At 38.3% G+C, this 15053-nt stretch carries 14 protein-coding genes and 1 pseudogene; 4 read left to right on the forward strand and 11 right to left on the reverse strand.

Annotation, left to right across the window (positions count from 1 at the left end):
- Positions 1-70: 70 nt before the first annotated feature.
- The 8 genes from pstB to JNUCC23_RS14555 form a co-directional block, all read right to left on the reverse strand.
- Positions 71-892 (reverse strand): phosphate ABC transporter ATP-binding protein PstB, encoded by an 822-nt coding sequence (gene pstB, locus JNUCC23_RS14520; protein ID WP_403070080.1) that lies wholly within the window; start codon positions 890-892, stop codon positions 71-73.
- A 15-nt stretch (positions 893-907) separates the two neighbouring features.
- The gene (gene pstA / locus JNUCC23_RS14525) at positions 908-1789 is read right to left on the reverse strand and encodes a phosphate ABC transporter permease PstA (RefSeq protein ID WP_403070077.1); all 882 of its coding nucleotides are present in this window, start codon (positions 1787-1789) and stop codon (positions 908-910) included.
- A complete protein-coding gene (pstC, locus tag JNUCC23_RS14530; protein ID WP_403072047.1) occupies positions 1789-2754 on the reverse strand; it encodes a phosphate ABC transporter permease subunit PstC in 966 nt (321 codons plus the stop codon). Before pstC ends, pstA begins: the two co-directional genes overlap by 1 nt.
- Before the next feature lie 79 nt (positions 2755-2833).
- On the reverse strand, positions 2834-3805 hold the full coding sequence (locus tag JNUCC23_RS14535; protein WP_403070074.1) for a PstS family phosphate ABC transporter substrate-binding protein: 972 nt from the start codon (positions 3803-3805) through the stop codon (positions 2834-2836).
- Between the two features lie 363 nt (positions 3806-4168).
- A complete protein-coding gene (locus tag JNUCC23_RS14540) occupies positions 4169-6325 on the reverse strand; it encodes a peptidoglycan D,D-transpeptidase FtsI family protein (protein WP_454212079.1) in 2157 nt (718 codons plus the stop codon).
- Positions 6326-6707: 382 nt separating this feature from the next.
- The gene (locus JNUCC23_RS14545) at positions 6708-7928 is read right to left on the reverse strand and encodes an MFS transporter (RefSeq protein WP_403070069.1); all 1221 of its coding nucleotides are present in this window, start codon (positions 7926-7928) and stop codon (positions 6708-6710) included.
- A 144-nt stretch (positions 7929-8072) separates the two neighbouring features.
- The gene (locus JNUCC23_RS14550; protein ID WP_062178000.1) at positions 8073-8681 is read right to left on the reverse strand and encodes a superoxide dismutase; all 609 of its coding nucleotides are present in this window, start codon (positions 8679-8681) and stop codon (positions 8073-8075) included.
- A gap of 279 nt (positions 8682-8960) precedes the next feature.
- Positions 8961-9443 carry a DUF456 domain-containing protein gene (locus tag JNUCC23_RS14555; RefSeq protein ID WP_062177997.1) on the reverse strand — a complete coding sequence of 161 codons (483 nt, stop codon included), beginning with the start codon at positions 9441-9443 and terminating at the stop codon, positions 8961-8963.
- A gap of 309 nt (positions 9444-9752) precedes the next feature.
- Here JNUCC23_RS14555 and JNUCC23_RS14560 point away from each other — a divergent pair, with 309 nt between their 5' ends.
- From JNUCC23_RS14560 to ispG, 3 genes and pseudogenes are all read left to right on the forward strand, one after another.
- Complete coding sequence (locus JNUCC23_RS14560) at positions 9753-10547, forward strand: DUF1189 domain-containing protein (protein WP_062177994.1); 795 nt, start codon at positions 9753-9755, stop codon at positions 10545-10547.
- Positions 10548-10813: 266 nt separating this feature from the next.
- On the forward strand, positions 10814-11137 hold the full coding sequence (locus JNUCC23_RS14565; RefSeq protein WP_454212082.1) for a hypothetical protein: 324 nt from the start codon (positions 10814-10816) through the stop codon (positions 11135-11137).
- A 103-nt stretch (positions 11138-11240) separates the two neighbouring features.
- Positions 11241-12396 (forward strand): annotated as a pseudogene (ispG, locus tag JNUCC23_RS14570) (flavodoxin-dependent (E)-4-hydroxy-3-methylbut-2-enyl-diphosphate synthase).
- Between the two features lie 11 nt (positions 12397-12407).
- On the opposite strand, the gene JNUCC23_RS14575 reads toward ispG, so the two are convergent.
- Positions 12408-12776: a DUF4190 domain-containing protein gene (locus JNUCC23_RS14575; RefSeq protein ID WP_062183064.1), complete on the reverse strand. Its 369-nt coding sequence runs from the start codon at positions 12774-12776 to the stop codon at positions 12408-12410.
- A gap of 265 nt (positions 12777-13041) precedes the next feature.
- Here JNUCC23_RS14575 and JNUCC23_RS14580 point away from each other — a divergent pair, with 265 nt between their 5' ends.
- Positions 13042-13605, forward strand: coding sequence for a 5' nucleotidase, NT5C type (locus tag JNUCC23_RS14580; protein WP_454212084.1), 564 nt, complete (start codon positions 13042-13044; stop codon positions 13603-13605).
- Positions 13606-13781: 176 nt separating this feature from the next.
- On the opposite strand, the gene JNUCC23_RS14585 is transcribed toward JNUCC23_RS14580, so the two are convergent.
- Complete coding sequence (locus tag JNUCC23_RS14585) at positions 13782-14198, reverse strand: Fur family transcriptional regulator (RefSeq protein ID WP_454212086.1); 417 nt, start codon at positions 14196-14198, stop codon at positions 13782-13784.
- A 15-nt stretch (positions 14199-14213) separates the two neighbouring features.
- A complete protein-coding gene (locus JNUCC23_RS14590) occupies positions 14214-15053 on the reverse strand; it encodes a metal ABC transporter permease (protein WP_062177983.1) in 840 nt (279 codons plus the stop codon).

Raw genomic sequence — 15053 nt, forward strand, 5'->3', positions numbered from 1 at the left:
GAGAATACCTCAAAAAAAGGGTCTGACCCCGCAACAACTCAATACAGAGTGCGAGGTCAGACCCTTTTCATTAACCAAATCTTCCACTAATATAATCTTCTGTCCGTTTATCAGTTGGGTTTGAAAAAATTGTTGTTGTATCACGATATTCGACAACCTCACCGCTCAAGAAAAATGCCGTACGGTCAGAAATACGTGCAGCTTGCTGCATGTTATGCGTAACGATGATAATACTAAAGTCATTTTTTAGTTCCTGAATTAATTCTTCCACTTTTAAAGTCGAAATAGGATCCAGTGCAGAAGTTGGTTCATCCATCAAGATGACATCCGGCTCAATGGCAAGGCAACGAGCGATACAAAGACGTTGTTGCTGTCCACCTGAAAGGCCATACGCATTTTCTTTTAGACGGTCTTTCACCTCATCCCAAATCGCTGCACCACGTAAACTTTTCTCAACAATTTCATCAAGAACCTTCTTATTTTTGATTCCATGGATTTTGGGACCGTACGCTATATTTTCATAAATAGACTTTGGAAATGGGTTTGGCTTTTGAAACACCATTCCTACTTGAGTACGTAAATCTTCCACACCGTATGATTTATCTAGAATATTACGACCTCTGTATTGGATTTCACCAGATGTTTTTACACCAGGAACCATTTCAATCATGCGGTTTAGCGTTTTAATATACGTCGACTTTCCACACCCTGATGGGCCAATGATAGCCGTAACTTCATTTTCATACAAATCCAAGTTGACGTTTTTTAATGCATGTGTGCTACCATACCATAGGTTCAAATCTGTTGTTTTATAAACAAACTCTTTTTCCTCATGGGTCTTTGTAGTTATTCCGTCTTGTTTATTTTGGGATCTTAATACTGTTACATTCATTTGCTGCTTCCTCCCTTAATATCTTTTCTGAAAATGATTTCGAATGAATACCGCAATCGAATTCATTAGGATTAATAAAACAAGCATAACAAGAATACCAGCCGCTGCTACGTCTTGAAATTCTGCTTGAGGACGGGATGTCCAGTTGTAGATTTGCATAGGCAATACAGTAAATGTGTCCATGATTGTTTTTGGCAAAAAGGCGACGAACATCGGTATCCCGATGACGATAAGTGGCGCAGTTTCGCCGATCGCTCTTGACAAGGCCAAAATCCCACCAGTTAAGATTCCAGGAATCGCAGCAGGTAAAACAACTTTTAAAACAGTTTGCCATTTTGTTGCCCCCATCGCGAAAGATGCTTCACGAAGTTCTTTCGGAACAGAACGAATTGCTTCCTGCGAGGCTACAATAATAACAGGTAGAACGAGAAGACTCATCGTTAATCCTGCAGCTAGTACAGAACGTTCTAATGCCAATGCTCTGACGAAAATGGTAAGTCCCAGTAGCCCAAATACAATCGAAGGGACGCCGGCAAGATTAGAGATATTAAGTTTAATGAAAGATGTGAATTTATTTTTTTTCGCATATTCTTCTAAATATATTGCTGTGCCGACACCTAGTATTAACGAAACAGGAGCCACGACGATCATAAGCCAAATTGTACCGATGAAGGCAGCTTTGATACCTGCATCTTCCGGTCTTCTTGATGCGAAGTTCTGGAAGAAGTCTAAATTTATATAGCCAATTCCTTGGGTAATAATTCGATAGAATAATACCCCGAGTACTAATAAACCAAACAATGTGGAAAGGAAAAACAATCCTTTAAACACTCGGTTTTTGATAATCCTACTCGCCATTTTTTTTGCAACTATTTCTTTATCCACTAACTTATTCATCAATATTCCTCCTTAAACTTTCGTGTGATGAACTGTGCAAATAAGTTCATAAACAGTGTAAAGAGGAACAAAGTCATTCCTACTGCATATATACTATAATAAATGGTCGTTTGATACCCAGCATCACCTGTGCTCACTTGAACAATATACGCCGTCATCGTTTGAATAGAAGATGTGACATCAAAACTTGCATTCGGTGTTGACCCACCTGCCACTGAAACGATCATCGTCTCCCCAATTGCTCGGGATAAAGCAAGAACAACCGATGCGGTAATACCAGATACTGCTGCAGGTAAAATGACCTTAATTGTCGTTTCTAATTTAGTGGCTCCAAGTGCGAAGGCTCCTTCGCGAATTGAACGTGGTACAGACGACATGGCATCCTCTGATAAAGAAGCAACCATTGGCGTAATCATAATTCCCACGACAATCCCTGGGCTTAACGCATTAAATGTTTCAAGACTCGGAATCAACTGTTTCAATATTGGCGTAACAAATGTCAGTGCAAAAAATCCATACACGATGGTAGGGATACCAGCCAATACTTCTAAAATTGGTTTAATGATTCTACGTGCTTTTTCAGAAGCATATTCACTCAAATAAATGGCAGTTGCCAAACCAATAGGGACTGCAACGATCGCTGCAATTCCTGTTACTTTTAAAGTACCCACAACGAGCGGCATAATTCCAAATGATGCATCTGTCGCGGAAAATGGATACCATTTTTTATTTGTGAAAAATTCAATGATTGATACTCGGTCAAAGAAGATAAATGTTTCAAATATTAATGTGAACACAATTCCAATTGTTGTTAAAACGGATAAAACTGCAGTTAGTAAAAGTAGTCCAGGAATTAATTTCTCAAAATTAAAATTGTTCTTTTTCTTTAATCTTTTCTCTGTAATCATTTGCTGCACTGAGTATTCTTTATCGTTACCGCGTGGCAATCTGAAAACCCCTTTCATCATAGCCAAAAGGATGGCGGGTTCATCCAGGTTGTACCCGCCATCTTTTCATTTTTTGTTATTCTTTTATATCTGAAACTTATTTTGTAAGTTCAGCTAGTTTTTCTAAATCTTTTTTATAATCTTCTTCGGGTAAGCTAATATAACCAACCTCTTCTGCCAATTTACCAGCATTTTCGATTGTGAATTTTGTGTAGTCTGCAACTTGTTCTTTATCAGCTACTGCTTTATTAGATACATATGTGAAAACTGTTCTTGAAAGTGGTGCGTAGTCCCCGTTTCCAATTGTTTCATGAGTCGGTTCAACTGGACCATTTCCATTATCAATGCTTACATCTTTAAGCTTGTCTTGGTTTTCAGCGTAATAAGCATAACCGAAGAAACCAATCGCGTTTTTATCACCTGATACACCTTGAACAAGGATATTGTCATCTTCTGAAAGTGTTGCGTTTGAAACGATCGGTGCATCCTCTAAAATAACTTCGTTGAAATAATCATATGTTCCTGAATCTGTACCTGGAGAATAGAATTTAATTTCTTCTTTCGGCCACTCTGGACGGATATCAGACCACATTTTTGCTTTTCCGCTATCTACCCATAATGCTTTTAATTCTTCAACTGTTAAATGGTCAACAAAATCATTTTCAGGGTTAACAACAACTGTTATACCGTCAAATGCTAATGGTAATTCAGTAAATTCGATTCCGTTTTTATCAAGCTCTGCTTTTTCTTCATCTTTCACTGGGCGAGAAGCATTGCTTAAGTCTGTTTCTCCTGCAATGAATTTCTTAAATCCGCCACCAGTACCTGAAAAACCAACAGATACTCTTACATCTGGCTGAACTGCTCCGTATTCTTCAGAAACAGCTTCCATGATTGGGTATACAGTAGATGAACCATCAATAATAACTTCTCCAGAAAGTTTTTCAGCTGTGTCCCCAGTAGTACCAGAAGTGCTTTCATCTTTAGTAGTGTCTGAGCCGCATGCTGTTGCTACAGCCAAAACTCCTGTTAACATTGCTGTTAAAGCGAAACCTTTAAATTTCTTCATTTACTTATTCCCCCTGAAATATTCATTGTTTGTTTCTACAAACTAAGATTACTATCTTACTGTTAACGAACATTAAACCATTTGTAAATTTTGCGTAAACTTCTGTGCGAATTTTGTAAAGAACAAACAAGAATTGCGTCGAATAAACGAGAACAAACAATTCTCTTCTTTAGAAATCCCCCCTTTTGCACCTTCTATACATGTAGACAATAGTAATCAGTAGAATTGAAATGCAAAAAAAGCTATCCTAAAAACAAAAGAGCCTAACCCACAGACCCTATCAATAGCACAAAGTGTATGTACTATTGATAGAGTATGAGGTCAGACTCTCTTGGGACATCTTTTTTTAAAAGCGTTTATTCATTATTCTGCTTGTTCTTGTTCGTTTTCCTTACTATTAACAACCTTATTCTCTGAAGTTGCTTCCGTTTGGCCTGCCTGTTGACGAGTCTTTTTCAAATCGAAATAAGTATCCAGAGCGAATTCAGCCAGTTTGCCGTTCAACCCATTGCTTGAATGGCCTTGATAAGCCCAAGGAACGACAACGGCAAAAGCAACTTCAGGATTCTCTGCCGGAGCATATCCAACCATACTCAGGCTCATAGTTGCTTGGAGACCTTTATATTTATCTTTGTTTGGTCCATCATAGAAAGCTTGTGCTGTACCTGTTTTTGCAGCGACTGTATAGGCTTTGTTCTTTCCGCCGAAGTATTTATAAGCCGTTCCCCCTTTTTCCATAGCAACCATTTTAAAGCCAGTCTGAACACGATCAATCCAGCTATCTTTCATGTCCAGTTTATTCAGGACTTTTGGGGTTATTTCATTAAATACAGCACCAAGTTGTGTATTATCATCAACAGGATCATGAATTTCTTTGACTATATGAGGCTCCATTCGATAGCCGCCATTCGCGATTGTTGAGACATATTGTGCCAACTGCATCGGTGTATAGGTATCATACTGTCCAATAGCAAAATCGAGTAATTTACCAGGATTATTCGTATCTTGCCCGACGAAACCAGTCATTTCATTCGGCAAATCAATCCCTGTCCGTGCCCCTAAACCAAATTGGACAAAAGAATGGCGCATCGTATCAAAGTCCTTAGGTCCAATATTCAGCCCCCTATTTGGTGAATATTCTGCACCAGCTATCGCAATTGCCGTTAAAAACATGTATACGTTGGAGGATTTTTTTAACGCTGTTAAATCATTAATATTCCCCATATTTGAATACGACTTCTTTTGTGGCGTATTTTTAATAAGTAAGGGTCTATCATAGAAATACCGATTCGGCTGAATGGCACCTGTTTGATACCCAGTTAAAATCGTTGCACCTTTTACACTAGACCCTACTGTATAGGAAGACGAAATATTACCTAGAGCATAATCATTGATCGTTGGTTTGCCTGTTTCCTTATCAATGGCATATTGCTTTCCGGCCATCGTCAAAATTTCCCCTGTTTTTGGATCCATTAATACAACAAAAGCCCGATCAAGGAATTTTGTATTGCCTGCTTTTTTTGCCTGTAGTAATTGCTTCTCAATTTCATTTTCGATTGCTTGCTGAAGATCCATATCAACGGTTAAGACTAAATCCTTCCCACGCTGTCCCTCAGAAATAATTTGGGATTCAACAACATTTCCGCCCTTATCTGTTATATTCTTCACTTTCGCTTTATTTCCTTGAAGCACATCTTCATACTGCAATTCGATATAGCTTTTCCCTACCCGATCATTCCGGCTGTACCCGCGTGAAAGGTAATAATCAAGTTTTTCACTCGGTAAACCTTCGTCCGATGATGATACCTTACCGAGGACGGATTTCAACGTTTGACCAAAAGCATATGTTCGATCCCAGTCAGTAGTGATGTTTACACCTGGCATTGAATCAAGGTTTTCACTTACTCTAGCGAATTCTTCTTCGGTTACGTCTTTGTTTTTAACAATTTGTGGTGTTAGCGCATAGCCACTCGAAAATTCACGATAAATGGCTAGCACTTCAAGCTCAGGATCTGTGAAGGAATTGATTTCCTTCTCAGTAATTCTTTCAATTTGAAGCTTGTATAAATCTTTTTGTTCAAGTTCGCCTTCCGTGACCTTTTTTCGGTCGGCATCGGTGATTTTGGCTTCAGCCTCATCCGGATGTTTAAGAATCCAGAAATCTTTTCTATCTCGTACCGTTATCTTATCCGTTTCTTTATCAATTAATTGGGCTAGTTTTTCTGCAGTATCCAGCATCTCCGTTGCCTTTGTTCCCTGGCTTCTCGTATAAGTAATAGCATTCAACGGCTCATTGTCGACCATCACCTTTAAATTTCGATCATACATTTTCCCACGAGGAACAGGATTATTCACAGTCACTTCTTCTGTTCTTTCAATTTCTCTTTTATAATCATCTCCATAGACGATTTGAACAAGTCCAAGACGGAGAATGAGCACTGAAAATAATAGGAAAACTGCAAAGAAAAGTAAATTTAATCGCAAAGGAACATGAGTCTTTTTCTTTTTTTCTTTCGTCACGCTAAGCCACACATCCTTTTATAAAAATAGTAATCTATCTTATTCTATATAACTTGAAAGAGAATATCTAGTTTTGTTAATGCAAAATTACTTATTTATTTTGCCTATGTAGCAGGTGCTTTTAATCCTCTTTCCGTTTCTGAGCTTTTCTCTGCAAAAAACATTTTTTTGGTGCTGAAATTATGATTTACATGCAGGTTTCATCTTTTTTGAGCGAGATTTGAAATTTACGCGACAGATTGTCCTCTTTTGAGCCGGAACGAAAGAGGTAGGCGCCTATAGGAGTTTCTTTCATTTTAGAATAAAAAGATGTAGACCTCGCGTTTTTTATTTTCACACTTTATTCAGTCGCGAGGCCTAACCCTTTCTAGATATCCATATATCATGCGGGGTGGTCCATATTAATTTTTCTAACAAATAAATAAATAATTGTATGTCCTGATCCAACGATTAATAAAAAGATAGGTAAGCTTTTTACCGGGTCAAAAAACATGACGGTAAGAATAAAGCCCGCAATTGAAACAATCCGCCCGAGCAGAATGTAGAGTTCTCTAACTACAATATATTCAATTCTTAACTCTGCCGCCTGCCACGCACGGCCAATAATATCGTAAGTCAAAGACATGTACGGTACAAGTAAGATTGGATAAGCAATTGCGATCGTCGCAGCATAAAAAAGCAGCTTGGCATAGGTGACATCGAAAGCAAGTAAGAATACGCCTGCATATAAGAGTATTCCGCCAAGCAGGATTGATTTCTTCCTCATTTTTTGCTTAATATATCTTGCTGCGAAATAATAAGCGATAAACGAAAGGATTGAATTCACCATACTGAAATTTCCTAGCGCAAGTTCACTTCCCGTTTGAATGAAAACCAAAATCGAAACGACAAACATAAATGTTCCTTCGCGTAAACCTTGAAAAAAATGTGCATACGTAATTAGCCGCCAATTATCATTATTTTTCCTTTCTTTAAGCGTACGGAAAAATAAATATTTACCATGAGCTGGCCGTCTTTCTAAAGAAAAACTAAAATATACCGCTATCGCAAATAATAACAACGATACCCCAAATATGATCGAGTACCCTGTAAACTTCTCCATTCTGGATATAATGAAGCCCGCGAAAATAGGTCCGATTATCCCTCCTGCAGAAGTAAGCAACCCTAAAAAGCCATTGAAAAAATCACGTGTTTCTGGTTCTGTAATTTCAAAAGTCAACACGTTAAAGGCAAGCCAGTAGAACCCATACCCGATCCCAAGTAATCCACCTAGTAAGATAAGAAAATGTGTGGCCTGTGTGCCAATTAAGAGAACAGCTAAATAAAAAGCAGCTAAAAATATGACGCCGAGCCTCAAAACAATAATCCGATCTACCTTTTTGGCAATTCTACCTGCAAACACAAATGTAAACGGCTGAAAAATTGCCACGGCCAAATTATAAATTCCGATATCTACGTAATCTCCAGACTGCTTCCACAGAAATACATTTACAAACGTATTTGAGAGCGCAATACTCATGCTGTACAGTCCGCCGATAATTAGCAGAATCCGTAAATCCCGATTAATCTCCATGTCTCCAGTCCATTTTTTTATAATGCCCATATTTTAACTCTCCTTTAATTACTTTTATAGTGTTTGAAGAACAATGGACATTTATTTAAAGGAGTCGATATTTCAAAATTTTTCCTCTAGCAACTAAAAAAACAGGGATCCCTTTGTGGAATCCCTGTTTTTTTAGTTGCTATCTTATTTTGCTGCGCCGAAACGGCTAGCTACTTCATCCCAGTTTACAACGTTCCAGAATGCGTTGATGTATTCTGGACGACGGTTTTGGTAGTTCAAGTAGTATGCATGTTCCCAAACGTCTAAACCAAGTAAAGGTGTTTTGCCTTCCATGATTGGAGAGTCTTGGTTAGGTGTGCTTGAAACCTCAAGCTCACCATTGTTTACTGAAAGCCAAGCCCAGCCCGATCCGAAACGAGTTGTAGCTGCTTTAGCGAATTCTTCTTTGAAGCTGTCAAAGCTGCCAAATTTAGAAGTGATTGCATCCGCTAATTCACCAGTCGGCTGCCCGCCACCATTTGGTGAGATGATTTGCCAGAATAATGAGTGGTTCGCGTGTCCGCCACCATTGTTGCGTACAGCAGTGCGTTTCGCTTCAGGAACTGCATCAAGGTTTGCAATTACTTCTTCAACACTTTTGCTCAAAAGTTCTTCATTGCCTTCAAGAGCAGCGTTTAAGTTTGTTACATACGTGTTATGGTGTTTCGTGTGGTGAATGTTCATTGTTTCTTTGTCGATGTTTGGTTCTAACGCATCATATGCGTACGGTAATTGTGGAAGTTCGAATGCCATAATAAAATTCCTCCCTATGTAACTAATGTTTTTTTGGACGAAGTAGCATTGCACATGCAAACACTATGCTCGTTTCAATTAGAATATCAAAGTTTTGGTAACGTTTCAAACGTTATGCCTCATCATTTTCAAATTCTTCATCCACCTAAAGCGAAAAGGCGCCCATTTATCGGCGACAAGCACGAGACATGACGGCATGGAGGTTGTTTCTTTGGCCTTCTTGTTGGCTTGTAGCCCCAAGCCGATGACGTCTATAGCTCACCAAACTAATCCTCATTATTACAAAACGACGAACAAGAAGTAAATAACCATAAACAGCTGGATGATGCTTTTGGTTACAACACTCCCAACAAAGCCCATCACTGAACCGAAGCCAATTTTTGCAGCTACGACCGGACTTTTCTTGTGAATAACCATCTCCGCTATGATGGCCCCTAAGAATGGTCCGATGATAATCCCTAAGAACGGAATGACAAACGGACCGACTAAGATACCAATCGTACTTCCCCATACGCCCGCCCTAGACCCCCCGAACTTTTTCACACCTGCTAAATTAGCTACATAATCTGCACAAAATAATAAAAGGACTAATAAAATTTGGATGGTCCAGAATATCCAATTAAAAGACTCAAAGGAGTAAAATACTCCATATAACAAAATACCACCCAAAACAAACAACACACTTGGGATAATGGGATAAACGAGACCAATAAACCCAATAATAAACATGACAACAATTACGAGCCAATACATTACATCCATTTTCATCCTACTTTCTAAGAAAAACCACCACAGCGCCTTGGCTATATTCTACTATAAAGTGAAACTTCAATCAGTGGGGGTTTTCTTCATCCCCCACTGATTGTTAGTTGAATCAATCGGGCTTTAACGTATTGGCCTAGGTAGCACTCTAATACCCATTGTAATAAACTTATACACTTATCATTGAAAGAAAAATTCTTTCAAATACATTCTAACGAATCTTCAATGACTTTCTGTTGTGTTCTTCTGGACACCTAGCTAAAATGAAAAAGACATATAGAAACCATTTCATAAAAAGGGCTGTGAAGAATGAATATTTTCAAACAATTTATTTTAAGTTTGTACTCACCGAAAGACATCGCAAGTTTTCGAAACCAAGGAATCGGAAAAACGATCTTGTTCGTCTTCTTCCTTTCTCTCGTTTCCATTATTCCCTCTGCCTATTATTTCAGTACGGCAATCCAAGCAAGCATTCCTGCAATTAAGACAACATTTACGGAAGATTTGCCTGATTTCACAATAAAGAATGGAACACTAACGGATACTAGTGAAGAACCTGTTATTATCGAGAAGAATAATATGACAATTTATATGGATGACAGCGGTGAAATAACTGCCCAGCAAATTGCTCGAGAATCTATCACTGCTATCGGATTATTACAAAATGAACTTGTCTTCACGACAGGCGGAGAAATTCAAACAGGTCCCTACTCCTTACTTGAAGGGCAATCGATCTCAAACAAAGATATTGAAAAGATGCTAGACACTGCTACATCCCTTTTGCCTGTAGCGATTGTTGTGTTAGTTCTAGCAATGTTCCTGTTTACATCAGCGTTATTATTTATTAAAGTGTCTATCTTTGCTATGTTTGGTTTACTTTTTAATAATTTGCTTGGCCGTGGTCTTTCCTATCGTCACCTTTGGAGAATTACAGCTTACAGCATCACATTGCCGACGATCTTTTTCACAATTATGGCGGCTTTTCAAACGATTGTCCCATACGGTTCAACCATAAACTGGTTCGTTACCATTTTCATGTTGTATTTATCTCTAAAAGAGGTACCGAATAACAAAGATAGAATCGAACGTATTAACTCTAAATAATTTCTTAAGGGACATCGATATATTGGTGTCCCTTTTTAATTGCTTCATCCTACATACTCTATAACCAGCAATCATTAAATTCTCCTTCATGATATTCCCTTAATGGGGGTAACTTTCTCTTCTTTAGCTCTCATTTTCTAACGTAGCGGATTGCCTGTACATTTGAAACATAGAAATCACAGGTAAAAAAACTGCCCAATTTTAGGCATAGTCCGAATGGTTTCACATATACATGAAATAAAGACGAGACGAGCTGGGGGATGTTCATGAAAAAAATGCTACTTTTCTTATCGATTTGTTTTACCGTTTTTATCATTTATTACGATATAACAAAAGGAACGCTCCCTGCTAAATCAACTGTGAAAACCATTGAGGCTAGTTCGACTCCTGTTTCAGAAATTATCCCAATTCCATATAAAGAAATCAAGATACGTGCAGGGGATTCGTTATTATCCATCATTAAAAAGCAGGAAGGTACACTTCCTCTTTCCATCGAAAACATCATTTCGGATTTTGAGAACTTAAATGGAATTAAACCTGAAGCCATGCAAATAGGCAATACGTATAAAATCCCCTTCTATAATGAATAAAAGATTCAATCCTTGTCAACATACTCATAAGATTGTTACAATGGGTAAAGCGGTCATTAAGACGTACCGAAATATGATTTTTTCCTAAAGGAGAGAATTCCACGTGAGTGAAATAATACATCGAACGAAAACTCGTCCAATTAAAGTTGGAAACTTAACAATTGGCGGAAATAATGAAGTAATTGTACAAAGTATGACAACAACGAAAACGCATGATGTTGAAGCTACGGTTGCGGAAATCCTGCGTCTCGAGGAAGCTGGATGCCAAGTTGTACGTGTAGCCTGCCCTGATGAACGTGCAGCGAAAGCTATACCAGAAATTAAGAAAAAAATTAACATTCCACTTGTCGTCGACATTCATTTTGATTATAAGCTTGCTTTATTAGCTATAGAAGGCGGCGCAGATAAAATCCGCATCAATCCGGGTAATATCGGTCGTCGTGAAAAAGTAGAAGCTGTTGTAAAAGCGGCAAAAGCAAAAGGGATTCCCATTCGAATTGGCGTAAACGCCGGATCGCTTGAAAGACGGATTATTGAGAAGTACGGCTACCCTACAGCTGATGGAATGGTAGAAAGTGCTCTTCATCATATTAAAATTCTTGAAGACCTTGATTTCCATGATATCATCGTTTCTATGAAAGCATCTGATGTAAACTTAGCCATTGAAGCATATGACAAAGCTTCTCAAGCTTTTGATTATCCACTTCACCTTGGAATCACGGAGTCAGGGACATTATTCTCTGGAACTGTGAAAAGTTCAGCAGGACTTGGTGCCATTTTAAGCAAAGGCATCGGCAATACGATGCGTGTGTCTTTAAGTGCTGACCCTGTTGAAGAAGTAAAGGTTGCTCGTGAGCTATTGAAGGTATTTGGTCTTGCTTCGAACATGGCCACACTTATTTCCTGCCCAACATGTGGCCGAATTGAAATTGATCTCATCAGTATTGCTAACGAGGTTGAAGAATACATTCAAACCATTAAAGCACCGATTAAGGTTTCTGTTCTTGGTTGTGCGGTAAATGGTCCTGGGGAAGCGAAAGAAGCAGATATCGGGATTGCTGGAGCACGCGGTGAAGGACTACTATTCCGTCACGGAAAAACCGTCCGTAAAGTTCCTGAAGAAACAATGGTAGAAGAATTGAAAAAAGAAATCGATCTAATTGCTGAAGAATATTATGCGAAACAACGCGCTGAAGCAGAAGCTGCGAAATGATCAAGATAAGGCCTGGAATGATCCAGGCCTCTTTTTTTGCCCCTAAATATCGTCTTTTTAAAAAAACGGCATGATAAAGATTCCTACGATAATGGAAACCACCCCAACACCTATTGCCCATGCACCAAGAGTTGATGCCCCTCTTCTGCGAGCAATGAATCCAAGAATAATCCCGGCAATTCCTAAGAATACTGGCATGAAGAACAGGGAAAGAATAGACACAATCAAAGCAAATGCGCCAAATCCTGTACCTGTTTTTCCATTAACATCATCACGGTCTCTTACTGAGTAAGCACGGTTACCCATTGGCTCAGCAAATTCTGCAGATGTTTCCTCATCATACCGGTGGGAAGAAATGTCTTTCTTCTCAGTTACTACAGGCACCGCCTCAGTAGCTACTGGTACAGTCTCATAACTGCGATTTATATCTGATATGACTACCTGATCTTCCTCGCCCAGTGCCGTTGTATCTAAGTGATTCTCCACTGTCTCAAGCTTCTTGGATTTTCTCTTTTCATCATCCATGCTGGAATAACGATCTTCTTCCATACGTGCATCCCTCACTTTCGTTTTTAGGAGCATTTATAGTGTATGTGATTTCCGTCAAAAACCTCATGAAAATTATTTCTTTGCATGGTTACATTTACTAGTGTTACACTTGAATTTAGACTTAATAAGGGGGATAATTAGCTTGCGTAAACGACTTGGTATTGATATTGATGGAACGATTACTAGACCTGATACATTTGTTCCATATTTAAATAAAGCTTTTCAATTATCACTTACATATGAAGAAATGAATCAATATGACTTCAATCCTTTTGTAAAAGTTCCCGAAGAAGAATTCTCTAAATGGTTTATCGAGAATGAACCCATTATTTATGCTGACTCCATTCTTGTAGACGGTGCAAAAGAAGTTTTGCGTAAATGGGCTAGTACGCATGATCTTTACTTTATTAGTGCTAGAAATAATGCGATGTTGGATGTAACAGAAACTTGGTTTTCAAAGCAAGAATTACAATACAAGCATATTGAATTGATTGGATCACACGATAAAGTAGCCACAGCGAAGAAATTCGAGGTCGATCTTTTTATCGAAGACAAGCACGACAATGCTGTAGCTATTGCAAAAGAATGCAATATTCCCGTATTATTGTTCGATACACCTTACAATCAAGATCCCATTCCTGACGGCGTTATTCGAGTTTATCATTGGCATGAAGTGGAAAAATGGGTGGAGAATTGGTTGAAATAAGAAAAGACCAAATACCTAAAAACAGCTTCTGAAATACGTAGGGATTGAACCAAGAAGATATTCTCTATCTTCTTGATTCAATCCTCTTTTTTATAACAAGGAGCTAGACGGTTGTGTTAGACACAAAAACGTATTAATGCCTTTCTTGTGAAAAAAAACCATCACTAGATGGTTTTTTAAAGATTAACACAACTCGGACATTTTCCATAAATTTCAAATTTATGACCAGAGATATCATAATCATGCAGACTTTCATTTAAGCCATTCATGGGACAAGTTTCGATCTCCTTCGTTTTACCACACTCTAAACAAATAAAATGGTGATGGTGGGAATTATGGCCACAAGTGAAACGGAAATGCTTCTCACCTGCTAATTCTGTTGTTTCAAATACCCCTAAATCCACAAAGAGAGAAAGATTACGGTAAATGGTATCAAAGCTAAGTCCTGGGTAATCCGATTTCATATTCTCAAGGACATCCTTCGCAGTTAAATATTTATCACTTGAAGAAAATAATTGAAGCATTTCTTCTCGTTTCCCAGTATGCTTATAGCCTTTATCTTTTAATAATTGCATCGCTGTTGTTACGTTCATAATAATCACCCTACCTTATGCAAAACGTGTTTTGATTTTTCCAATAAGAATCGAGAGAACTAATATTAATACAGTAAGCATGACAATAGTACCACCAGGTGCAAGGTCGAGATAATACGATAAAAACAGACCAGAAATGACTGAAATCTCCCCAAATATCACAGAATAAAATATCATCTGTTTAAAGCCTTTGGCAAAGCGGAGACTAGCCGCAACCGGTATCGTCATTAGTGATGACACAAGCAAAATACCAACAATCCGCATCGACGCAGCAATGACAAGCGCAACCATAACAATGAAGATAAAATGAATGACTTTTGAAGGAATTCCTGATGCCTTTGCATGCTCTTCATCAAAAGACAATAAGAATAGTTCTTTATATAATAAGACTAAAGTTATGATCACAAAGATAGATACAACAATAATAAGTTGCAAGTCTGTTCGGCTGACGGCACTAACACTGCCAAATAAATACCCATACAAATCTGTATTAAAGCCGTTTGCAAGTGAAATGAAAATTGCACTTAAACCGATTCCACTCGATAAAATAATCGGAATCGCAAGTTCTTTAAAGTGTTTGTAGACATTTCTCAGCTTTTCAATAAACAAAGAACCTACAACCGAAAACGTCATTCCCATATACAATGGATTCAGACCTGCCATTGCAATAAAGTTCTTTTCTAATAATAAGCTAAATGCAATTCCTGCTAGGGCGACATGGCTGAGAGCGTCCGCGATCATCGACATTCTTCGTACCACTACGAATACCCCGATTAGTGGAGCCAACGCACCAATAATCAAGCCTGTTAGAAATGCATTTTGTAAAAATTCATACTGCAAAATACCCGAAATCAT

The organism is Peribacillus sp. JNUCC 23 (assembly GCF_053653995.1).